The sequence below is a fragment of the uncultured Sphingomonas sp. genome, from assembly GCF_964021865.1.
In the GTDB taxonomy this organism is placed as follows: Bacteria; Pseudomonadota; Alphaproteobacteria; order Sphingomonadales; family Sphingomonadaceae; genus Sphingomonas.
This window is the reverse complement of the sequence record NZ_CAXIAM010000008.1, coordinates 48,875-69,697: the sequence shown is the minus strand read 5'-3', so window position 1 is coordinate 69,697 and position 20,823 is coordinate 48,875. Positions and strand designations below refer to the sequence as shown.

General features: G+C 68.4%; 17 protein-coding genes. 10 read left to right on the top strand and 7 right to left on the bottom strand.

Annotated elements, in window-relative coordinates:
• Positions 1 to 128 precede the first annotated feature (128 nt).
• The 7 genes from AADI75_RS03775 (at position 129) to AADI75_RS03745 (ending at position 9,833) form a co-directional block, all read left to right on the top strand.
• Positions 129 to 590: a MarR family winged helix-turn-helix transcriptional regulator gene (locus AADI75_RS03775; RefSeq protein ID WP_341207711.1), complete on the top strand. Its 462-nt coding sequence runs from the start codon at positions 129 to 131 to the stop codon at positions 588 to 590.
• On the top strand, positions 581 to 2,044 hold the full coding sequence (locus tag AADI75_RS03770; protein WP_341207710.1) for an efflux transporter outer membrane subunit: 1,464 nt from the start codon (positions 581 to 583) through the stop codon (positions 2,042 to 2,044). Before AADI75_RS03775 ends, AADI75_RS03770 begins: the two co-directional genes overlap by 10 nt.
• The gene (locus tag AADI75_RS03765; RefSeq protein ID WP_341207709.1) at positions 2,041 to 3,210 is read left to right on the top strand and encodes an efflux RND transporter periplasmic adaptor subunit; all 1,170 of its coding nucleotides are present in this window, start codon (positions 2,041 to 2,043) and stop codon (positions 3,208 to 3,210) included. The genes AADI75_RS03770 and AADI75_RS03765 overlap by 4 nt, the downstream gene beginning before the upstream one ends.
• A gap of 297 nt (positions 3,211 to 3,507) precedes the next feature.
• Positions 3,508 to 5,052 carry a DHA2 family efflux MFS transporter permease subunit gene (locus tag AADI75_RS03760; RefSeq protein WP_341207708.1) on the top strand — a complete coding sequence of 515 codons (1,545 nt, stop codon included), beginning with the start codon at positions 3,508 to 3,510 and terminating at the stop codon, positions 5,050 to 5,052.
• Between the two features lie 80 nt (positions 5,053 to 5,132).
• Entirely contained in the window at positions 5,133 to 6,326 is a 1,194-nt protein-coding gene (gene kynU, locus AADI75_RS03755; protein ID WP_341207707.1) for a kynureninase, read from the top strand.
• Complete coding sequence (kynA, locus tag AADI75_RS03750) at positions 6,323 to 7,138, top strand: tryptophan 2,3-dioxygenase (protein ID WP_341207706.1); 816 nt, start codon at positions 6,323 to 6,325, stop codon at positions 7,136 to 7,138. Before kynU ends, kynA begins: the two co-directional genes overlap by 4 nt.
• A 43-nt stretch (positions 7,139 to 7,181) precedes the next feature.
• Positions 7,182 to 9,833, top strand: a complete 2,652-nt coding sequence (locus AADI75_RS03745; protein ID WP_341207705.1) for a M1 family aminopeptidase — start codon at positions 7,182 to 7,184, stop codon at positions 9,831 to 9,833.
• A 130-nt stretch (positions 9,834 to 9,963) separates the two neighbouring features.
• Here the strand turns inward: AADI75_RS03745 and AADI75_RS03740 are convergent, their stop codons facing one another.
• The 4 genes from AADI75_RS03740 to AADI75_RS03725 all read right to left on the bottom strand — a co-directional run bounded on the left by AADI75_RS03740 (position 9,964) and on the right by AADI75_RS03725 (position 15,603).
• A complete protein-coding gene (locus AADI75_RS03740) occupies positions 9,964 to 11,361 on the bottom strand; it encodes a sugar porter family MFS transporter (RefSeq protein WP_341207723.1) in 1,398 nt (465 codons plus the stop codon).
• A gap of 110 nt (positions 11,362 to 11,471) precedes the next feature.
• Positions 11,472 to 12,224: an SDR family oxidoreductase gene (locus AADI75_RS03735; protein WP_341207704.1), complete on the bottom strand. Its 753-nt coding sequence runs from the start codon at positions 12,222 to 12,224 to the stop codon at positions 11,472 to 11,474.
• Positions 12,221 to 13,354 carry a fumarylacetoacetate hydrolase family protein gene (locus AADI75_RS03730; RefSeq protein ID WP_341207703.1) on the bottom strand — a complete coding sequence of 378 codons (1,134 nt, stop codon included), beginning with the start codon at positions 13,352 to 13,354 and terminating at the stop codon, positions 12,221 to 12,223. Before AADI75_RS03730 ends, AADI75_RS03735 begins: the two co-directional genes overlap by 4 nt.
• A 182-nt stretch (positions 13,355 to 13,536) precedes the next feature.
• Complete coding sequence (locus tag AADI75_RS03725; RefSeq protein WP_341207702.1) at positions 13,537 to 15,603, bottom strand: EAL domain-containing protein; 2,067 nt, start codon at positions 15,601 to 15,603, stop codon at positions 13,537 to 13,539.
• Positions 15,604 to 15,704: 101 nt separating this feature from the next.
• Here AADI75_RS03725 and AADI75_RS03720 point away from each other — a divergent pair, with 101 nt between their 5' ends.
• Positions 15,705 to 16,358 carry a GAF domain-containing protein gene (locus AADI75_RS03720; RefSeq protein WP_341207701.1) on the top strand — a complete coding sequence of 218 codons (654 nt, stop codon included), beginning with the start codon at positions 15,705 to 15,707 and terminating at the stop codon, positions 16,356 to 16,358.
• 130 nt (positions 16,359 to 16,488) lie between these two features.
• Positions 16,489 to 16,839, top strand: coding sequence for a response regulator (locus AADI75_RS03715; RefSeq protein ID WP_341207700.1), 351 nt, complete (start codon positions 16,489 to 16,491; stop codon positions 16,837 to 16,839).
• A gap of 54 nt (positions 16,840 to 16,893) precedes the next feature.
• Here the strand turns inward: AADI75_RS03715 and AADI75_RS03710 are convergent, their stop codons facing one another.
• On the bottom strand, positions 16,894 to 17,703 hold the full coding sequence (locus tag AADI75_RS03710) for a D-alanyl-D-alanine carboxypeptidase family protein (RefSeq protein WP_341207699.1): 810 nt from the start codon (positions 17,701 to 17,703) through the stop codon (positions 16,894 to 16,896).
• Between the two features lie 95 nt (positions 17,704 to 17,798).
• On the opposite strand from AADI75_RS03710, the gene AADI75_RS03705 reads away from it, so the two are divergent.
• Positions 17,799 to 18,380 carry a DNA-3-methyladenine glycosylase gene (locus tag AADI75_RS03705; RefSeq protein WP_341207698.1) on the top strand — a complete coding sequence of 194 codons (582 nt, stop codon included), beginning with the start codon at positions 17,799 to 17,801 and terminating at the stop codon, positions 18,378 to 18,380.
• 54 nt (positions 18,381 to 18,434) lie between these two features.
• Here the strand turns inward: AADI75_RS03705 and AADI75_RS03700 are convergent, their stop codons facing one another.
• The gene (locus AADI75_RS03700) at positions 18,435 to 19,211 is read right to left on the bottom strand and encodes a DUF1080 domain-containing protein (RefSeq protein WP_341207697.1); all 777 of its coding nucleotides are present in this window, start codon (positions 19,209 to 19,211) and stop codon (positions 18,435 to 18,437) included.
• Positions 19,208 to 20,578 carry a Gfo/Idh/MocA family oxidoreductase gene (locus AADI75_RS03695; protein ID WP_341207696.1) on the bottom strand — a complete coding sequence of 457 codons (1,371 nt, stop codon included), beginning with the start codon at positions 20,576 to 20,578 and terminating at the stop codon, positions 19,208 to 19,210. Before AADI75_RS03695 ends, AADI75_RS03700 begins: the two co-directional genes overlap by 4 nt.
• Positions 20,579 to 20,823: the final 245 nt, after the last annotated feature.

Here is a 20,823-nt window from a genome sequence, read left to right as displayed (position 1 = left end):
AAATGAAGTGTCGCGCGAAACCATAGCGAGCGGGTCGACCGCCGCAAGCGCGACGACTGATCCACCCGCAGCAATGTTACGAAACAAAGACGTTGACTGCTCCGGCAATAGTTGCCAAGGCAACGGTCATGAGCTTCTACGATCCCGAGACCTACACGCCGGAACGCGCGATCGGTTACCTTATCAAGTCGTGCAATCAGACGATGACGGTGCTGCTCGATCGCCTGCTGGCCCAGGAGGAACTGAACTCGTCGCAATGGTCGGCGATGATGACCATCCATCATGGCGAGGCGCCGACCTGCGCCGCGCTGGCCCGCGGGATGGCGCACGACAAGGGCGCGATGACGCGGCTGATCGACACGCTGGAGGAAAAGGGGCTGGTCGAGCGGACCCGCTCCGCCGACGATCGCCGCGTGGTGCACTTATCGCTGACCGCGGCGGGGCGCGCCGTGACGCTGCGCTGCCGTGACATGGTCGTCGACCATTGGAACCGCTGCTTTACCGGCTGGCCCGACGCCGAGGTCGAGACGCTGATCGCGCAGATGCAGAAGCTGCGCTGCACGCTGGAGGACATTGCCACATGCCCCTGACACCGCCTGCCCACCGCGCTGCCCGGCCGCGCGCGCTGTGCAGCCTTGCGCGCGCGCGCGCCGGGCTCGCCGCGGCGGTGGCGCTCTTGTTCGCCGGATGCGCCGCCCCTGCCTCGCACACCTCGGTGGCCGCAACGACGCCCGCGACGCTCGCGCTCGCCGGCCCTTCGGTGCAGCTCGCCCCCGATTGGTGGCATGCGATCGGCGATCCGCAGCTCGACCGGCTGGTCGCCGACGCGCTGGCCGGCAATCCCTCGCTGGAGATCGCCGCGGCGCGCGTCCGTCAGGCGCAGGCCGCGCTCGAACGACAGGATGCCGAGCGCCGCCCCTCGGTCGATCTCGACGCGCAGGTGCAGGGCTCGCGCCTGTCGGGCAATTACACGATCCCGCCGCCCTTCGCCGGCACGGTCCGCGCGCTCGGCACCGCACAGGCCGGACTGTCGTGGAACCTCGACCTGTTCGGGCGGCAAAAGGCGGCGATCGAGGCTGCCGCCGCGCAGACGCGCGCCGCCGGCTATGACGTCGCCGCCGCGCGGCTGATGCTCGCGGGTGCGGTCGTGCAGAACTACGTCGAGGTCGCACGCGCCGAACGCCGCGCCGCGATCGCCGCCCGCACGATCAAGGCGCGCGAAGGCTCGCTGTCGCTGGTGCAGGCGCGCGAGCGCAGCCAGCTCGCCAGCCGCATCGACGTTACCGCCGCCGGAACGCTGCTGGCGCAGGCACGGCTCGCGCTGGTGCAGGCGCAGGCGGCGCGCGTGCTCGCCACCAACGCGCTGGCGGCGCTCGCCGGGCGCGGCAGCGATTATGCCGCGACGATCGGCGCGACGCATCTCGCGAGCGACACTGCCTTGCCGGTGCCGACCGCGATCCCCGCCGATCTGCTGGCGCGCCGCGCCGACATCGCCGCGGCACAGGCGCGGATCGCCGCCGCCGGGGCCGAGCGACAGGTCGCACGCCGCGCTTTCTATCCCAACATCAACCTGTCGGCGCTGGTCGGGCTTCAGGCGATCGGCTTCGGTAATTTCGTCGACCTCGACTCCGGCACCGCGGGTGGCGGCGCGGCGCTCCATCTGCCGCTGTTCGACAGCGGGCGCCGCCGCGCCGATCTGGCCGGCGCCACCGCCGCGCTCGACGTCGCGACCGCGCAATATAATGACGCGGTCGTCACCGCGGCGCGACAGGTCGCCGACGCCATCGCGCAGGTCCGCGCCACCGACACCGCGCGCGTCAGCCAGCGTCAGGTGACCGCCGGCTTTGCGGAAACCAACCGCCTCAACACGATCCGCGTCGCCAGCGGGCTGAACAGCCGGCTCGACCTGGTCGACAACGACGTCCGCCTGCTCGACGCCGAGCTGGCCGACGCCAGCCTCTCCATCGACGCGCTCGCCGCGCGCGCGCAACTCGCCACCGCTCTGGGCGGCGGCTTCGACCCCGTTCAGGACGCTGCCCGATGACCGACACCGCCACGCCCGCTCCGACGCCCGCCCCTGCTCCCACCGGCAAGCCCGCCGCGCGTCGCCGTGCGCTCACCATCCTCGCGGTGCTGGTCGCGATCGCCGCCATCGTCTGGGCGGTGATGCACTTCTTCTTCAGCCCGCCCGAACAGGAAACCGACGATGCGTATGTCGCCGGGGACGTGGTCGCGGTCACTGCGCGCGATCCCGGCACCGTCACCGCGCTGCGCGCCGACAACACGCAGGCGGTCAAGGCCGGGCAGCCGCTGATCGATCTCGATCCGACCACCGCCGACGTCAACGTCGCCGCCGCCGCCGCCGAGCTGGCGCGCGCGGTCCGCAGCACGCGCGCCGACTTCACGCGCGTCGGGCAGAGCGACGCCGGAATCGTCCAGGCGCAGGCCGAACTGTCGCGCACGCAGGCCGATTATGCGCGCCGCCGCTCCGCCGCCGCGCAGGGCGCGGTCTCGGGCGAGGAGCTGTCGCACGCCGCCGATGCGGTGAAGGTCGCAGCCGCCAACCTGCGCCTCGCACGCGAACAACGGCGGCAGGCGCAGGCGACCGTGCAGGGCACCGACGTCGACACCAACCCCGCGGTGCTAAGCGCGATCGCCGCCTATCGCCGTGCCGCGATCACGCGCAGCCACATGCACATGACCGCGCCGATCGCCGGCGTGGTGGCGCAACGCACGGTGCAGGTTGGGCAACAGGTCAACGCCGGCACCCCGCTGATGGCGATCGTCCCGCTCGACCGTGTGTGGGTCGACGCCAACTTCCGCGAGACGCAGCTCAAGGATGTCCGCATCGGGCAGCCGGTCGAGCTGACCTCCGACATGTACGGCGGCGACGTGAAGTTTCACGGCCGGGTTGTCGGCCTGTCGGCGGGCAGCGGCAACGCCTTCGCCTTGCTCCCGCCGCAGAACGCCAGCGGCAACTGGATCAAGATCGTCCAGCGCCTGCCCGTCCGCATCGCGCTCGATCCGCGCGAGCTTCGTCAACATCCGCTGCGCGTCGGCCTCTCGGTGAAGGCGACGATCGACACCGCCGACACGCGCGGCGCGCAACTCGCGCAGGCCGCGACGACACCGTATCAGGGCGATACGACCACCGGCACGGACCCGAAGGTCGAGGCAGCGATCCGCCGCATCGTGGCGGCGAACCGGTAATGAGCCGCCTGCCCCTTCGTCAGCCCCCCGCCCCTCTTCGTCATTCCCGCGAAGGCGGGAATCCAGCGCTTCTGGAGCGTCGGAACGATGCCGCACGCCAATCAAGCTCCTCCCCTTTAGGGGAGGGGTTGGGGTGGGGCATATCCTCGAACATCAGCCTCGCAAGTATCCCCCACCCCCCGGCCCCTCCCCTGAAGGGGAGGGGTGAATTCACCTATCGCCATTCCGCGCGGGCCTCGCACCCCCGGCGTGTCTGGATTCCCGCCTCCGCGGGAATGACGGACGGGGGTTCGAGGCATGGCTAGCGCACCCCCCGCCGGCCCCCCGCCGCTCACCGGCGCGCGGCTCGGCGTCACCGCGCTGGCACTCGCGCTCGGCACCTTCATGATGGTGCTCGACTCGACGATCGCCAACGTCTCGCTCCCCACGATCGCCGGCAATCTCGGCGTATCCAGCGACAATTCGACATGGGTCGTCACTGCGTTCGCGGTCGCAAACGGCGTCGCGGTGCCGCTCACCGGCTGGCTGATGCGCCGCTTCGGCGTGGTACGTGTCTTCTGCACGTCGGTCGGCCTGTTCACGCTCGCCTCGTTCCTGTGCGGCATCGCCTGGGACCTGCCGTCGCTGATCCTGTTCCGCGTCATGCAGGGGGCAGTGTCGGGGCCGATGATGCCGGGCAGCCAGGCGTTGCTGATCGCGATCTTCCCGTCGGACAAGCGCTCCACCGCGCTCGGCATCTGGTCGATGACGACGCTGGTCGCGCCGATCATGGGGCCGATCCTCGGCGGCTACATCTCCGACAATTATCACTGGTCGTGGATCTTCCTGATCAACGTCCCCTTCGGGATCATCACCGCTTTCATCTGCTGGACGCGGCTGCGCGATCGCGAGACGCCGACCATGCAATTGCCGATCGACACCGTCGGGCTCGGCTTGCTGGTGCTGTGGGTCGGGTCGTTGCAGGTGATGCTCGATCTCGGCAAGAACGCCGACTGGTTCAACGATCCGCTGATCGTCGTGCTGTCGATCGTCGCGATCATCGGGTTCGTCGCCTGGGTGATCTGGGAACTGACCGACGCCAATCCGACCGTCGACCTGACCTTGTTCGCGCGCCGCAACTTCTGGATCGGCAATCTCGCCTTCTCCTTGGGTTATGCGGTGTTCTTCGCCAACATCCTGATCCTGCCGCTTTGGCTGCAGACTCAGATGGGCTACACCGCCACCTGGGCCGGGCTGGTCGCCGCACCTAGCGGGCTGGTGGCGGTGATCCTCACCCCGCTGATCGCGCGGCTGTCGGGCAAGATCGACGCGCGCATCCTCGCCACGGTCGCCTTCGCCGGCTTCGCGATCAGCTACTGGATGCGCTCGGGCTTCACGACGCAGGCGACGTTCTTCGACCTGATGTTGCCGTTGCTGGTGCAGGGCGTGTCGATGGCAACCTTCTTCCTCGCGATGCTCACGATCCTGCTCGACGGCATTCCGCCCGAGAAGATTCCGTCGGCGACCGGCATCTCGAACTTCGGCCGGATCGTCGCCGGCGGGTTCGCCGCCTCGCTGATCTCGACCGCGTGGGACCGGCGCGAGGCGCTCCACCAATCGCGGCTGGCGGAGGCGATCGGCAACGGCATGGGGTGGCAGATGGCGGCGGACAATCTGCAGAAGCTGGGCATGACGACGCAGCAAGCCGCGGCGGCGGTGACGCGGCAGATGGTCGGGCAGGCGTATCTGCTGTCCTCGACCGACCTGTTCCGGCTGTCGGCATGGCTGGCGGCGGTGCTGATCGTGCCGATCTGGCTCTGCCGCCGCCCGAAGCCGCAGCATGGCCCGGTAGCGGCGGACTGATCTTCTTCCTGCCACTGCGAGCGCAGCGAAGCAATGACGAAGGGCTTCCGTATCGCCGGTAACGATCCTACCCTGCGAACATGACCGATTTCGCCGCCACCCGCGCACTGTTCCACTTGCCCGAAGGCGTGATCTACCTCGACGGCAACTCGCTCGGCCCGCTCCCCGTCGCCGCCGAGGCCCGCGCCGCGCAGGTACTCCGCGCCGAATGGGGCGATCGCCTGATCCGCGCATGGAACGAGGCGGACTGGACGACCTTGCCCGCGCGCGTCGGCGACCGGATCGCGCGGCTGATCGGCGCGCCGGTCGGCACCGTCACCACTGGCGACACGCTGTCGATCAAGGTCTTCCAAGCGCTCGCCGCCGCGCTCGCGCTCCGCCCCGATCGCCGCATCGTCCTTTCGGACACCGGCAATTTCCCGACCGACCTCTATATCGCTGACGCTTTGACGCAGGCGCTGAACCGCGGGCTCGAGGTAAAGGTCGTCGCCCCCGAGGACGTCGCCGACGCGATCGACGAGCATGTCGCGGTCGTCATGCTCACGCAGGTCGATTACCGCACCGGCCGCCTCCACGACATGACCGCGCTCACCGCCCGCGCGCATGCCGTCGGCGCGCTGACCGTCTGGGACCTCGCGCACTCGGCGGGCGCACTCCCGATCGACCTCACCGCCGCGCGCGCCGATTTCGCGGTCGGCTGCACCTACAAATATCTGAACGGCGGCCCGGGCGCGCCGGCCTTCATCCACGTCGCCCCCGAACACGCCGATGCGGCGCACCCGATCCTCGCCGGCTGGTTCGGGCACGACGCGCCGTTCGCGTTCGAGCGCGGCTACCGCCCCGCCCCGGGGGTCGAGCGGATGCGCGTCGGCACCCCGCCGATCGTCGCGCTGTCGATCCTCGACGCCGCGCTCGACGCCTGGGAGCACGTCGACATGGCCGACCTGCGCACCGCCTCGATCCGCCTCTCGGAGCGCTTCATCCGCGACATCGAGGCGCATTGCCCGCAACTCACCCTCGCCTCCCCGCGCGACCCGCAGGCGCGCGGCAGCCAGGTGAGCTTCACGCACCCGCACGCCTATCCGGTCATGCAGGCGCTGATCGCGCGCGGCGTGATCGGCGACGTCCGCGCGCCCGATGTGCTGCGTTTCGGCTTCACCCCGCTCTACCTGACCGAGGACGACGTTGCACAGGCCGCCGCGATCCTCGCCGACATCCTCGCCACCGACGAATGGGACCAGCCGCACTTCCACCGCCGCGCGAACGTGACATGACCGCCACCCACCACGACGCCGAGCTGAACTTCACCGACCGCATGGGCTACGGCGATTACCTCGCGCTCGACCGCGTGCTGGACGCGCAGCACCCGCTGAGCGACGCGCACGACGAACTGCTGTTCATCATTCAGCACCAGACCAGCGAATTGTGGATGAAGCTGGCGGTCCACGAACTCGAAAGCGCGCGCGACGCGATCCTGTCGGGCGCGCTGCCACAGGCGTTCAAGCTGCTGGCGCGCGTGTCGCGGATCCTCGAACAACTCAACGGCGCGTGGGACGTGCTGCGCACGATGACGCCCAGCGATTACACCACCTTCCGCGATGCGCTCGGCCAATCCTCGGGCTTCCAGTCGTGGCAGTATCGCGCGATCGAATATCTGTGCGGCAACCGCACCGCCGCGACGCTCGGCCCGCACCGCCACCGCCCGGCGACGCTCGCGCGGCTGGAGGCGATCCTCGCCGCGCCGAGCATCTACGACTCCGCGCTAACCCGACTCCACGCCGCCGGGCTGCTCGCCGATCCGACACGCGACTGGCGCACGCCGCATCAGCCCGACGACGCGGTGACCGCCGCCTGGGCGACCGTCTACCGCGACCCGCAAGCGCAATGGCCGCTCTACGAGCTTGCCGAAAAGCTGGTCGATCTGGAGGATTACTTCCGCCGCTGGCGCTTCAACCACGTCACCACTGTCGAGCGCGTGATCGGCCTCAAGCGCGGCACCGGCGGCACGGCGGGCGTATCCTATCTCCGCCGGATGCTGGAGGTGGAGCTGTTTCCCGAACTCTGGGCGGTGCGCACGCAATTGTAGCAGCCCGCAACCGTAACGACCTGAGACAAAGAGGATCGATCTGATGAAGACCTTGCTGCGCGCCTCCGCGGCGCTGCTGTTCGCCGCGCCCGCCGCCGCCCAGAATCCGGCGAACACCCCGCCGAACACCCAGGCGGTGCCGCTCGGCCGCCTGTCCGACGCCGCCCGCCCGACCGCCTATCGCCTCGCGCTGACCATCGACCCCGCGCAGCCGCGCTTCACGGGCCATACCGAGATCGACACGCAGGTCGCGCGCGCCACGCGCGCGCTCTACCTGCACGGCAACGATCTCAAGGTCACCCGCGTCACCGCCGCTTCCGGCACGCGCACGCTTGCCGCGCGCTACACACAGGTCGATGCCTCGGGCGTCGCACGGCTCGACTTCGACGGCGAGTTGCCCGCCGGCCGCGTCACGCTCACGTTCGACTATGACGCCCCGTTCATGCCCGGGGGCGAAGGACTGTACCGCGCCAAGGTCGGCGACGACTGGTACGCCTGGACGCAATTCGAGCCGATCGACGCACGCCGCATGTTCCCGTCGTTCGACGAACCTGGGTTCAAGACGCCGTTCACGCTGTCGATCACCGCGCCGACCGCGCAGAAGGTGTTCGCCAATACCCCCGAGGTCGCGCACGGCACCGCGGGCGGCGGACTGACCGTCCACACATTCGCCACGTCGAAGCCGCTCCCGACCTATCTGGTCGCGCTTGCGGTCGGCGCGTTCGACGTCGTCCCCGGCAACGCCCCCGCCAATGCGGTGCGCAAGGCCGCACTCCCGTACAGCGCGATCGCCACCAAAGGTCAGGCACCGCGCCTGCAACTCGCCGCCAGCGAAGGGCCGAAGATCCTCGCGCTCCACGAAGACTATTTCGGCATCCCTTATCCGTTCGAGAAGCTCGACCAGATCGCCTCGCCGGTGATGAGCGGCGCGATGGAGAATGCCGGGCTGGTCACTTACAACGACACGCTGCTGCTGCTGTCACCCGACGCGCCCGCCGCGCAGCGCCGCGACTTCGGCATGGTCGTCGCGCACGAACTCGCGCACCAGTGGTTCGGCGACCTCGTCACGCCGACCTGGTGGACCGACATCTGGCTCAACGAGAGCTTCGCCGAATGGGCCGGCAACCGCGTCGGCGAACTCTGGCAGCCCGGCCTCGGCACCGAAGTCGGTCAGTTTGCCGAGGCGCTGGCGGCAATGGACACCGACAGCCAATCGGTCGGTCGCCCGATCCGACAGGAGATCAAGCGTAACGACGAGATCGCCAGCGCCTTCGACTCGATCACCTATCAAAAGGGTGGTCAGGTGCTGACGATGGTCGAGCGCTATCTTGGCCCCGACCGTTTCCGCCGCGGGGTGCAATATCACCTCAATCGCTTCCGCTACGGCAACGCGAACGCTGAGGATTTCTTCGCTTCGATGGCCAAGGGCTCGGGCGACGCCGGGATCGTGCCCGTCTTCCGCAGCTTCGTCGAACAGACCGGCGTCCCGGTCATCAGCATCCGGCAGGACGGTACCGGCTGGCGGCTCGCACAGGCTCGCTACCGCCCGATCGGCGTCGCCGGGATCGCGCCGCAGACATGGAACGTCCCCGTCTGCGCGCGGCAGGGCACGACGCGCAGTTGCACGCTGCTGACCGGCGCGACCGGCACGCTCGCGCTCAAGGGCAGCGGCGTGGCGATCCCCAATGCCGATGGCGCGGGCTATTGGCGCTACAGCCTCGACGATGCCGGGTGGCAGACGCTGATGGCCGGCGCCGCCGCGCTCCCGGCACGCGAAGCGATGGCGGCGGCCGACAGCCTGTGGGCGGACTTCACCGCCGGCAACGCCAGCTTCGCGCGCGTCGTGGCGAGCGCGCGCATCCTCGCCGATCATCGCGAACGCTCGGCCACCCTGCTGCTGCCCTCGGCGATCGACGGGGTCGAGCGCTTCCGGCTCACCCCCGCCGCCGACGCCGGGCTGCGCCGCCTCGCCGGCGCATTGTCGCTGCCACGGCTGCGCAGCCTCGGCGCGCTCCGGCTGACCACCGGCGCATACGCCGGCGAAGAAACCGGGCAGAGCCAATTGCGCCAGTCGCTCGTCTCCTATGCCGCGTTCGTCGCCAAGGACGCGGAGGTACGCCGGCAGCTCACCACCGCCGCACAGGCCTCGCTAGGCGGCGACGCACAGGCGCTCGACCCGAGCTATCGCGCGGTCGCGTTCGTCGTGGCGGTGCAGGATCTCGGCGTCCCGTTCATGGACCAGCTCCGCACCGCGCTGCTCGCCAGCACCGATCCGCTGTTCCGCCAGCAGGCGGTGCGCGCGCTCGGCGCGGCCGATACGCCCGCCGCGGTCACCCGCGCGCTGGCGCTCACCGAGGATCAGGCGCTGCAATCGAGCGAACGCGTCGCGATCCTGCGCACGCTCCCTAATCGCCCGGTCGGACGCGACGCGGTGTTCGCGCGGCTCCAGCAGGATTTCGACGCGGTCGCGGGCACCATCCCCGCGTTCAGCCGCCCGCGCCTGCCGTTGTCGTTTGCGGGCTATTGCAGCGCGGACAAGGCCGCCGCGGTCGAGGCGCTGTTCCGCCCGAAGCTGTCGGTGCTCGGCGGCGGCGCGCTCGAACTCGGCCAGACGCTCGACGCGATCAACCAGTGCGTCGCGCTGAAGGCCGCCAAGGGCGCGGAGATCGAAACGGTGCTGACGAAGGCGGAATAGTCAAAGCCCCTCCCCCTCGGGGGAGGGGTTGGGGTGGGGCAGTCACAGGCGCTGTTCTCGGTGAGACACAGCCCCACCCCCGTCCCCTCCCCCGAGGGGGAGGGGTGATGCATCTTCGCCTACTTAGGCTCTACCCCTGCATGTCCTCCAGCTCGCGCCCGCGCGTCTCGTGCACCATCTTGCGCACGAAGAAGAACGAGATTGCCGCGAACACCGCATAGCCGGTGTACGTCACCGCCAGCCCCGGCGACACCGCCAGCGCCGGGAAGCTCACCGAGATCGCCGCATTCGCGATCCACTGCGCGAAGCCGGCGACCGCCAGCCCCGAACCACGGATCTGGTTCGGGAACATCTCGCCCAGCATTACCCACATTACCGGGCCCCAGCTCGCGTTGAAGAAGATCACATATAGGTTCGCCGCGATCAACGCGATCACGCCGTTGTTGCCCGGCAGGCTCACCGCCCCCGCCGCATCGGTGACCGCGGTCGAAAATGCCCAGGCGACCACCGCCAGCGTCACCGCCATGCCGGCCGATCCGATCAGCAGCAGCGGCTTGCGCCCGATCCGGTCGACGGTGAAGATCGTGAACACGCACGCCGCGATCGACAGCACGCCCGACAGGATGTTGGTCTGCAGCGCATAATCCTCGGAGAAGCCGACCGCCTCCCACAGGGTCGCGCCATAATAGAAGACGACGTTGATCCCGACGAGTTGCTGGAACACCGCCAGCCCGATCCCCGCCCAGACGATTGGCCGGATCTTGCCGCTGGTACGGTCCTTGAGGTCGGACAGCTTGGGGCGGTGCTGATCGGCGGCCAGGCTGCCGCGGATCTCGCGCACCTTGCGGTCGGCCTCGGCGGTGCCGAACAGCCGCGTCAGCACCTTGTGCGCGTCTTCTTCGCGCCCGCGCGCGACCAGATAGCGCGGGCTTTCCGGGATGACGAGCAACGCGAGCAGATACACGAGCGCCGGGATCGCCTGCAGCCAGAACATCCACCGCCAGGCGGTGAAGCCGAACCAGAAGCTCGCCGTCGACCCGCCCGCATAGCGCGCCAGCGCGAAGTTGGCGACGAACGCGCCGGTCAGCCCGGTGATGATCATCACCTGCTGCAAGCTGGAGAGCCGCCCGCGGATCGCCGCTGGCGTCACCTCGGAGATATAGACCGGCGAGATGACGCTCGCCGCGCCGACGCCCAGCCCGCCGACGATGCGTGCGAGGATGAAGATCACCGACGACGACGCCGCGCCCGCGACCAGCGCGCTGATCAGGAACAGGAACGCCGACACCATCATCACACCGCGCCGCCCGATCCGGTCGGCGAGCCGCCCGGCCCCGAATGCACCGATCGACGAACCGATCAGGATCGCGCCGACATTGACGCCGATTCCCAGCTTGCCGAGGTCGAAGGCGCTTTCCAGCCCCTTCTGCGTGCCGTTGATGACCCCCGAGTCATAGCCGAACATGAAGCCGCCGATCGTCGCCACCGCGACGATCGCGGCGATGAAGCCCATGTTCACCTGCCCCATCGCCGCGTCGCGATCCGCCGGTCCGCCCGGCTCCATCATCACCATCGCCATGCCCATCCCGCTCCTTTATCTGTTCTGGTTTCTTACCCCGATACGGCGGCGCTGTCCGGTCAGCGCCACCCCGCGTCGACGAAATACTCATGCCCCGTGCACATCCGCGCATCGTCGGAGGCCAGGAACAGCGCCAGCGCCGCAACGTCGGCCGGCTGGATACGCCCGTCGAGGCATTGCGCCGCGACGATCTCCGCCTCGCCCTCCGGCGTGTACCATTTCTCCTGCCGCGGGGTCTGGACGTTGCCGGGGACGATCGTGGTGACGCGGATATTGTCGCGGCCCAGATCGCGCGCCATGCTGCGCGTCATCCCCTCGATCGCCGCCTTGGCGGTCTGGTACAGCACCAGATCGGGCAGCCCGAGGTGCCAGCTGATCGACCCGAAATTGACGATCGCGCCGCCGCCCGCCGCCTTGAGGTGCGGCACCACCGCCTGGGCGGCGAAGAACAGGTGGCGCAGGTTTACCGCCATCCGGTCGTCCCAATAGGCCGGCGTGACCTCGGCGATCGTATGGCGATCGTCGTTGGCGGCATTGTTGACGAGCACGTCGAGCCCGCCGAGCGTCTCGACCAGCGCACCGATCGTGCCGGGCAGCGCCGCGACATCGGTCAGGTCGCAGCGCTGGAAATGCGTCTGTGCGCCCAGCCGCTCGGCAAGCGCCTGCCCCGCTTCCTCCGCCACATCGACGAACGCGACGTGCGATCCTTGCGCGGCGAATGCCTCCACCAGCCCGGCACCGATCCCGGTCGCGCCGCCGGTGATGAGGACGCGCTTGCCCGCCAGCGACGGATAGGTCGCGCGCGCGCTCACTTGGCGTTCTCCAGCAGCCCGCGTGCGGCGAGGTTGCGGAACAACGCACCGATCCCGTCGGTCCACGGCGCGGCGTCCTTCGACGTCACGACGCGGTTGGTGAGGCGCCCCAGCTTCGCGCTCTCGATCGTCACGACGTCGCCGACCTTGTGCGTGAAACCGCGGCCCGGCTCGTCGCGATCCTGCACGGGTGCGAACAATGTGCCCAGGAACAGCACGAAGCCGTCCGGATACTGGTGTTCCGACAACGTCTGGCGCACCAGGTCGAGCGGATCGCGGCTAATTTCGGCCATGTTGCTGACCCCGTCGAGGTCATAACCGTCCTCGCCGTGGATATTCAGCCGCACCTCGGCGTGCCGCACGTCGTCGATCGTGAACCCGTCGTCAAACAACCGCACCAGCGGCCCCAGCGAGCAGGACGCATTATTGTCCTTGGCCTTGCCGAGCAGCAGCGCCGAGCGACCCTCGAAATCACGCAGATTCACGTCGTTACCTAGCGTGGCGCCGATCGCCTCGCCGCGGCTGTCCACCAGCAACGCCACCTCGGGCTCCGGATTGTTCCAATGCGAGTCGGACCGGATGCCAATCTCCGCCCCCGCCCCGACCGTCGCCAAAACGGGTGCCTTGGTGAAGACTTCGGCGTCAGGACCGACCGCAACCTCCAGATATTGCGACCAAAGTCCGTCCTCGATCAGTGCGCGCTTCAACTCGGCCGCCTCGGGCGTGCCGGGCACCACCGAGCGGATCGACCCGCCCATGCGCGCCTCGAGCCGCCCGCGGATCTCCGCCGCCGCCGACCAATCGCCGCGCGCACGCTCCTCGATCACGCGTTCGATTGCCGAAACCGCAAATGTCACGCCGCACGCCTTGACGCACTGAAGGTCGACCGGACTCAGCAGTTCGAGCCCCGCCTCGTCGAGCGCGCCGAGCGAACGCCCGCCACCGCCGGACAAATCGCCGGCCTCGACCAGCATCGACACCGTCGGCGCTACGGCCGACATATCAAGGGCTTCGCCGTCGATCACCAACAGCGGGATCGGACCGGCCGGCGTGATCGCACGCCCCAGAAATCGCCCCGAACGCCAATCCTGCGGCAAGCCCGACGCGATCGCGTCGTGAAGCTGCGCCATCATCCCCTCCACCTTCTTAGCCTGATAGCGCTAACAACACCGCATCGCGGCGCGAGTCAAGCGGCCGCCGCAACAGCACGGCGCGCGGACGCTATGGGTAGCGCCGCCCCCCAGCGCGTCAACCGTGGTGACATGGTGCCGCATCGATTCGCCGCAGCGGCTTTTTCAGGTCGGCAATGACGCTAGGATCGCGCGACCCACTGCGGCGCGATCGTGCGCGCGGACAATTTGGCGGCAGGGTCGGCGCAATGGACCGCCTCGCGCGAGGGACGACCGATCAGGAAACCCTGCACCTGCGGAATGCCCCACTCCCGTAGCCGCGCCAGTTGCGCAGCCTCTTCGACACCCTCGGCGACGATCGGGATACCCAGGCTCGCACCCAGCGCCGCGATGCTGCGCACGATCGAACCGGACGGCGCATGATCCAGCATCGTCGCCACAAAACTGCGATCGACCTTCAGCTTGTCGAACCGGAAATCGCGCAAATTGCCGAGCGAGGAATAGCCGGTACCGAAATCGTCCATGACGATCGCCGCGCCGTGATGCTGAAGCGTGCGCAGGACGGTCAGCACCGGCTGACGACGCTTGTCGAGCAGCGTCGCGCTTTCGGTGACCTCGAACTCCAGCCGCGTCGGCGCGAGCCGGTGGCGTCGCGCCAGTGCGAGAAGCTCGTGCGCAAGGGCCGGCTGCCGGAACTGGATCGCCGACAGATTGAGCGCCAGCGTGATATGATCAGGCCAGCGGCTGGCAGCGGCCATCGCCTGATCGGCCATCCACAGTCCGATCGTGTCGATCCGTCCACTCGCTTCGGCCAGCGGGATGAACTGATCCGGCTTGATCTCGCCCAATTCGGGATGCGCCCAGCGCAGCAGCGCCTCTTGCCCGACCACCTGCAGGGTATCGGCATCGGCGATTGGCTGGAAGGCGAGGTAAAGTTCGCCGCGCTCCGCTGCGCCTTCCAGATCGCGCGACAGCCGCCAGCGCAGCCGCACTTCTTCCTTGAACTGATCGTCGAAGAAGCGCGCGGTATGCCGCCCCTCCGCCTTGGCGCGATACATCGCCATGTCGGCAAGGTTGTAAAGCTCCTCGCCCTCCTGCTCGACGCCGGACAGTGCGACGCCGATGCTCATCTGCACCGGCACCGTATCGCCCGCAGTCGCCTCGCATGCACGCAGGATCCGCTGGACCAGCAGTTCGGCATGAGTGGGCTGGTCGCTGCTGACCTGCACGATCGCGAATTCGTCCCCGCCGAGCCGCGCGACCATATCGCTGGCCCGGACGCAAGCGCTCAGCAATTGTGCCGCCGCGCGCAACGCCTCGTCGCCGCCGGCATGCCCGAAGCGATCGTTGATCGATTTGAAATCGTCGAGATCGATCGCGAACACCGCCACCCGCTCGCCGGTGCGCGGCGCGCGCAGCAGTTCCTGCGCCAGCCGTTCCTCGAACAGCACACGGTTGGGCAGCCCGGTCAGCATGTCGTGATGCGCGAGGAATTCGATATGCTGTTCGGCGCGGCGGCGTTCCTCCACCGCACTGCGATAGGCGGCGATCCCGCGCGCCAGATCGCCCAGTTCGTCGCCGCGCCCGGCGCCGGGCAGGTCGACTGCGGCATCCTCGCCGCGGCTCAGTCGGCGGACACCGTCAGCGATCGCGACGATCGGACGGATCACCCTTCGCCGCAACCAGGCCATGCACAACAGCACGACCACGAGCACCGCGATAGCCCCGATCAGCGCGCGATTGAGGTTTGAGGCCAATCCGCTGGCGCTGCGCGTCAATTCGGCATCGATCCGCTCGATCAGTATCCGTCGCACCGCCGAACGCGACGTCTCCAGCGTACGCAGGGCGGCAAGGAAGGCCGGCATCTGGCTCGGGATCGTCTCCGGGGCATTGCGCGCGCCCTGCAACAGACGCAGGCTGAGCGTCGCGAATTCGGCCTCCGCCGCCCGCTGCGCCGCTACCGGGCCCTGAAGGTCGGCGGGTACGGAAAGGCGGGGCGTGAGATGCGCATTGCCACGGTGAAATTTCATCAGCGCGATCCCGACCGATCGCCACTTCGACTCAGGTACAGCGCCGCCCTGCTCGGCCATCCGTGTCACTTCGCCGACACCCAGACGCAATTGGCGCTGTAAGCGGTCTTGCCGCTCCTCCAGTTGCAGCAATGCGGTTAGCTGCCCAAGCGTGACGTTCTCGGCATAGATCGCGCGTCCCAGCACCAGCCCGCCGCCGAGCAACGCCAACCCCAGCACCAAAACGGCGCCAAAGGCAGCAGCGACTCGAGTTGATAGGGATGTCGGTAGCACACAACCTCCGCGGTCGCCTGGCGTACCCGACGAAGTCTTACCGTTTAATGAGCGATATCAAAGGCAGTACAAGCAACTTGCATCAGGAATTTCGTACGTCGCTGTACCTAAATGTACGTGGCGTTAACGGGATTGTAACATTACCCTCGCTTCCTGACCCTATCTCGACTCGCAAGAAGGTCGTACAAACAAGGACTTGCCGAGGAATGTTCATGGGAGGCCAGATGATGATCGCCGACGAAGCCGCGCGCCAAGCCGCGGTGGACCGGCTCGATCTTCCGGCCAAGCGTTGGGATGAACGCTTGCAACAGATCGCCGAGCGGGCGGCCGACCTCGCCGAAACGCCGATCGGGGCCATCTCCGTGGTCGATCGCAATCGGCAGTGGATGATCGCGAAGCGCGGCGCGGTTGAGGACGAAGTGCCGCGTGCGCTGTCGTTTTGCGCACTGGCAATCCACCGCCCCGGTGAGGCGATGATCGTGCCGGACGCCGCGCATGATCCGCGCTTCGCCTCGAACCCGTTCGTCTCCGGCTCGCCGGCAATCCGCTTCTATGTCGGCATTCCGCTGGTCGATCGTGCCGGCTACCCGCTCGGCGCCTTGTGCGTGATCGATCACAAGCCGCGCGACCGAATGCCCGATCTCTACGAACTTGGCGCACTGGCCCGTCAGGCCGAGCGGATCTTCACCCACCCGAATTGATTCATCCACCGCGAAATTGGTCTTTTTCTCGCTTGCGGCGCGTTGGCGGGGCAGGCAGCTAGCGCGTAGCTCGGCGCGCAAGGCTTCACGGACGGGCATCGGAGGACGGGTGCCGCAACGAAAACGCATCATGCTGGTGGAAGACACGGCCAGTCATCGTAAATTGTATGCATCGTGGCTAAGGATCGGCGGCTACGATCCGCATGTGCTCGCCGATGAACGCACCGTCCAGCAAACGGTCGAGGACGTTCGCCCAGCTGCGATCATCGTTGATATCCGCCTGCCCAACGTCAGCGGGCTCGACGTGATCGAGAGCCTGAAAAGCGATGAGCGTACGCGGGCGATCCCGGTCATGGCGCTGACCGTGCTCGACAGCCAGACCGACCGTCAGGCGTGCCTGGATGCCGGTGCCGACGTGTTCGTGACGAAGCCCGACCGGATCGCCACCTTCCTCGACCGGATCGCGACGCTGCTCGCCTGAACCCTGCCTCTCCGGGTTCGATCGCCCTTCGCCGGTCTGACGAAGGGCCTCCGATCATCGCCTCGGTCGGCGCAGGCGCGGCTCGGTGAAGCCCGCCTCCATCAGATTGGCGACCAGCAGATCGCGCTCGGCACTGGTCGGCGCGCCCATCACCACCACGATCATCCGCTTGCTTCCGCGCCGCGCCGACGCCGCGAGATTGAAGCCGGCCTCCACGGTATAGCCGGTCTTCAGTCCGTCCATCCCCTCCACCTTGCCCAGCAACTTGTTGTGATTGGGACGCACTCGCCGCTCCCAGGTGATCGAGCGTGTCTTGAACAGCCCGTAATGCTTCGCCTCGGCGCGGATCAGGTGCCGTGCCAGCGTCGCCATGTCGCGCGCGGTGCTGCGCCCGGCGCTCGGCGCCAAGCCGGTCGCGTTGCCGAAGCGGGTGTGCGTCATCCCGATCTCCACCGCGCGCGCGTTCATCCGCGTGACGAACGCGCGCTCGCTTCCCGCCAGACGATCGCCAATCGCCACCGCGATGTCGTTGGCGGAGATCACCGCGACCGCACGCAGCGCCGCGTCGACCCGGATCGTCCGTCCGCGCCGCAGCCCCAGCTTCGACGGCTGCTGGCGCTCACCCGCTGCGGTCATCGTCAGCAGCATCCCCGGCTTCAGCGTTCCGGCATCGAGTGCCTCGAACGCCAGCAGCAGCGTCATCATCTTGGCGAGCGAGGCGGGCGGCCGCTCGCGATCCGCATTGTCCTCCTCCAGCACCTGCCCGGTGCCGGCGTCGACCACGATCTCGGATACCGGAGCACGGGGGGCGGCGGTCATCGGTGTGGCGGCGAACAGCGCCAGCCCCGACATCGCGATACGCAACACATTCGACATGCATGCAGGCCTAACCGCTCGCTTGGCACACGACAACGCCGCGCGGCGGTTCACACGCCGTCGCGAGCCACCATATCGATCAAATGAACCGTGCCTTCTTCGCCCGCGACGTCGTGACGGTGGCGCGCGCGCTGATCGGCGTGATGCTGACGATCGATGGCGTCGGCGGGACGATCGTCGAAACCGAAGCCTATGACGCCAACGACCCGGCCTCGCACAGCTTTGCCGGACCGGGCGTGCGCAACGCCGCGATGTTCGGTCCGGCGGGCGCGGCCTACGTCTATCGCGTCTACGGGCTGCACCACTGCCTCAACGTTACCTGTGGCGACGGCGCGGCGGTGCTGATCCGCGCGCTGGCCCCGACGCAGGGTATGGAGATAATGCGCGCGCGCCGCGCGACGACGCAGGCCGAGGCGTTGCTGTGCGCCGGCCCCGGCCGGCTGTGCAAGGCGCTGGGCGTCGATCTGTCGCTCGACGCCGCTCCGCTCGATGCGCCGCCGTTCGCGTGGCGCGATCGCACCGCCGAACCGCCGGTCGCCGTTGGGCCTCGGATCGGCATCACCCGTGCCGCCGAGGTCCCGTGGCGCTTCGTCCTCCAAGGCTCCGCATCGCTGAGCCGCCCGGCACCGAGGGAGCACCGCCCCGCCCTGTCCTTCCGGGCTTGATCCGGGACCCCGCTTCGTTGCCCAGTCGCCAGCAAGCGGAGCGGCGGCAACGCCTCAATCCTTCAGTTCACGCACCCAGATATTGCGATAGCTGATCGGCTGGCTCGGATCGCCGTGATCCTGCAACTTGATCGGCGCGCGTCCGTGCGCGACATATTTTGGCTGGCCGATATAGACCGTCCCGCCGCGCACCTCGGTATGGTTCTGCGTCAACACACCATTGATGTAGGCCGTGACAAAGGCCGGCCGCGTCACCGCCCCGTTGGCGCCGAACTGCGGCGCGGACCAGGTGACGTCGACCGTCTGCCATTCACCCGGCTTTCGCGCGGGATTGGCGAGCGGCGGGGTCTGCTTGTAGATCGCACCCAGCTGTCCGTTGACGTAGGTCTGGTTGTTGTAGCTGTCCATGATCTGCATCTCGTACCCGTCGTCGCCCTTGCCGGTTGACGCCAGGAACAGCCCGCTGTTGCCGCGCGCCTGCCCTTCCCCGGTGATGTTCGCCGGGATGCGATATTCGAGATGCAGCTGATAGCTGCCGAACGCCTGCTTGGTCTGGATATTGCCGGTGCCCTTCTTCACCGTCACCGCGCCGTCCGCCACCGTCCAGCCGGCCGCGCCGCCGGTGTTGACCGCCGACCATTTATCGAGGTTCTTGCCGTCGAACAGCACCACCGCGTCGGCTGGCGCGGCCCAGCCCGCGAACGCGCCCGGCGTCACCACCGGCACCGCGGGCGACCATTGCTCCGTCGCTTTCGGATCGCCCTGCGGCGTCTGCGCGACCCCGGCGGATGCGATGAGCAACAGCCCGCCGCCCAGCACGATACCCTTCATAGCTCCCATCCCTTTCGATACTCCCGATCCAGATAGCGGTTCGCATCCGCCACGTTGGTAACGCGGGATGTGCCGCCGTCATAGTCGATTGGCTGCCCGGCCTTCAGCGCAACGACCCCCAGCAACATCGTCTCGGTCAGCGGCACCGCGGTTGCGAACGGGCTGGAGATCGCCTCCTGGCCGCGGATCGCGCGGATCCAGTTCATCTCATGGCCGCCCATCCCGCCCTGGATGCGCGGCAACGTCTGCGCCACTGCCTGCGCGCGCTCGGCGACGCCGTCGCCGATCAGCGTCGGCTTCTCGCCATAGGTTTCGTGCATCAACATGCCCTGCTCGCCGATGTAGAGCACGCCCCCGCCCGGATCCATCCGCGCGCCCGCCGGCATCCCCGGCGGCGTCGGCGGCATCAGCCCGCCGTCATACCACGTCATGCGGATCGGCCCGCCCTTGGCGTGGCCGAAGTCGAAATAGGTCACGGTCGCCAGCGGGTAACTGCCGTCGCCGGGGTTCTTCGGGTTGCCCCAGACGCTGTGCCGCGTCTCGACACGCGTCGGCAGCCCCAGCTCGAGCGCCCAGACCGGAAAGTCCACCAGATGTGCGCCCATGTCGCCCAACGCGCCGGTCCCGAACGGCGCCCAGCCGCGCCAGTTGAAATGCGCGTACATCGGGTTGTACCCCCAATCGACCGGCGCCGGCCCGCGCCACGCATCCCAGTCGAGCGAGGCCGGTGCGGCAACGGCGTCAGGCCGCGCGACGCCCTGCGGCCAGATCGGACGGTTGGTCCACACCTGCACCTCGCGGACGCGCCCGATCGCGCCGCCGCGCAGAATCTCGACCGCGCGCCGCCCGTCGTCGCCAGAATGGCCCTGATTGCCCATCTGCGTGACGAGTTTGCCGTTATCCCGCGCAAGCTGCGCGAGCACCCGCCCTTCGCGCACGGTATAGGTCAGCGGCTTCTGCACATAGACGTGCAGCCCGCGCTGCATCGCCCATTTCGCCGCCACCGCATGATGATGGTCGGGCGCGGCGATCACCGCCGCGTCCAGATCCTTGCGGGTGTCGAGCATCCGCCGGTAATCGCCGTATTTCTCGGCCTTGTCGTACGCGGCCTTGAGCGCGGCGCGCTTTGGATCGCCCACCGACTTGGCGACATGCGCGAGATCGACGTCGCACATCGCGACGATGTTCTGCGAGGTCAGGTTCGCCATGTTGGACGCGCCCATCCCGCCCGCGCCGATCACCGCCACATTGACACGGTCGTTCGCGCCGCGCCGCCGTGTACGCGCGGCGGCAGAGACGGGAGACGCGCCCAGTCCCGCCGCCACCGCCGCCGCTCCGCCCAGCCAGCTTCGCCGGTCGATCGTCATTCATGCCTCTCCCGCTATGTCGGCGGCACGATGATCGGAAAGGACAGCAAGCACAACCCATTGCAAACTCTCCCCTCCCCTTCAGGGGAGGGGCCGGGGGTGGGGGGGTCTCGCCGCGACACCAACGGAGAAGTGGCACCAGTCAAATACGTCGTCATTGCGAGCGCAGCGAAGCAATCCAGAGCGTCACGCGCTTGGCACTGGATTGCGTCGCTGCGCTCGCAATGACGGATCAAGCCGATGCC

What these genes read in the sequence shown, in the direction of transcription:
- AADI75_RS03775 (WP_341207711.1), top strand. Translation starts at nt 129, where the DNA reads ATGAGCTTCTACGATCCCGAGACCTACACGCCGGAACGCGCGATCGGT.
- AADI75_RS03745 (WP_341207705.1), top strand. Translation starts at nt 7,182, where the DNA reads ATGAAGACCTTGCTGCGCGCCTCCGCGGCGCTGCTGTTCGCCGCGCCC.
- AADI75_RS03765 (WP_341207709.1), top strand. Translation starts at nt 2,041, where the DNA reads ATGACCGACACCGCCACGCCCGCTCCGACGCCCGCCCCTGCTCCCACC.
- AADI75_RS03700 (WP_341207697.1), bottom strand. Translation starts at nt 19,211, where the DNA reads ATGAAGGGTATCGTGCTGGGCGGCGGGCTGTTGCTCATCGCATCCGCC.
- AADI75_RS03715 (WP_341207700.1), top strand. Translation starts at nt 16,489, where the DNA reads ATGCTGGTGGAAGACACGGCCAGTCATCGTAAATTGTATGCATCGTGG.
- AADI75_RS03720 (WP_341207701.1), top strand. Translation starts at nt 15,705, where the DNA reads ATGAGCGATATCAAAGGCAGTACAAGCAACTTGCATCAGGAATTTCGT.
- AADI75_RS03760 (WP_341207708.1), top strand. Translation starts at nt 3,508, where the DNA reads ATGGCTAGCGCACCCCCCGCCGGCCCCCCGCCGCTCACCGGCGCGCGG.
- AADI75_RS03740 (WP_341207723.1), bottom strand. Translation starts at nt 11,361, where the DNA reads ATGGGGCAGGTGAACATGGGCTTCATCGCCGCGATCGTCGCGGTGGCG.
- AADI75_RS03705 (WP_341207698.1), top strand. Translation starts at nt 17,799, where the DNA reads ATGAACCGTGCCTTCTTCGCCCGCGACGTCGTGACGGTGGCGCGCGCG.
- AADI75_RS03770 (WP_341207710.1), top strand. Translation starts at nt 581, where the DNA reads ATGCCCCTGACACCGCCTGCCCACCGCGCTGCCCGGCCGCGCGCGCTG.
- AADI75_RS03730 (WP_341207703.1), bottom strand. Translation starts at nt 13,354, where the DNA reads ATGGCGCAGCTTCACGACGCGATCGCGTCGGGCTTGCCGCAGGATTGG.
- AADI75_RS03695 (WP_341207696.1), bottom strand. Translation starts at nt 20,578, where the DNA reads ATGACGATCGACCGGCGAAGCTGGCTGGGCGGAGCGGCGGCGGTGGCG.
- kynA (WP_341207706.1), top strand. Translation starts at nt 6,323, where the DNA reads ATGACCGCCACCCACCACGACGCCGAGCTGAACTTCACCGACCGCATG.
- kynU (WP_341207707.1), top strand. Translation starts at nt 5,133, where the DNA reads ATGACCGATTTCGCCGCCACCCGCGCACTGTTCCACTTGCCCGAAGGC.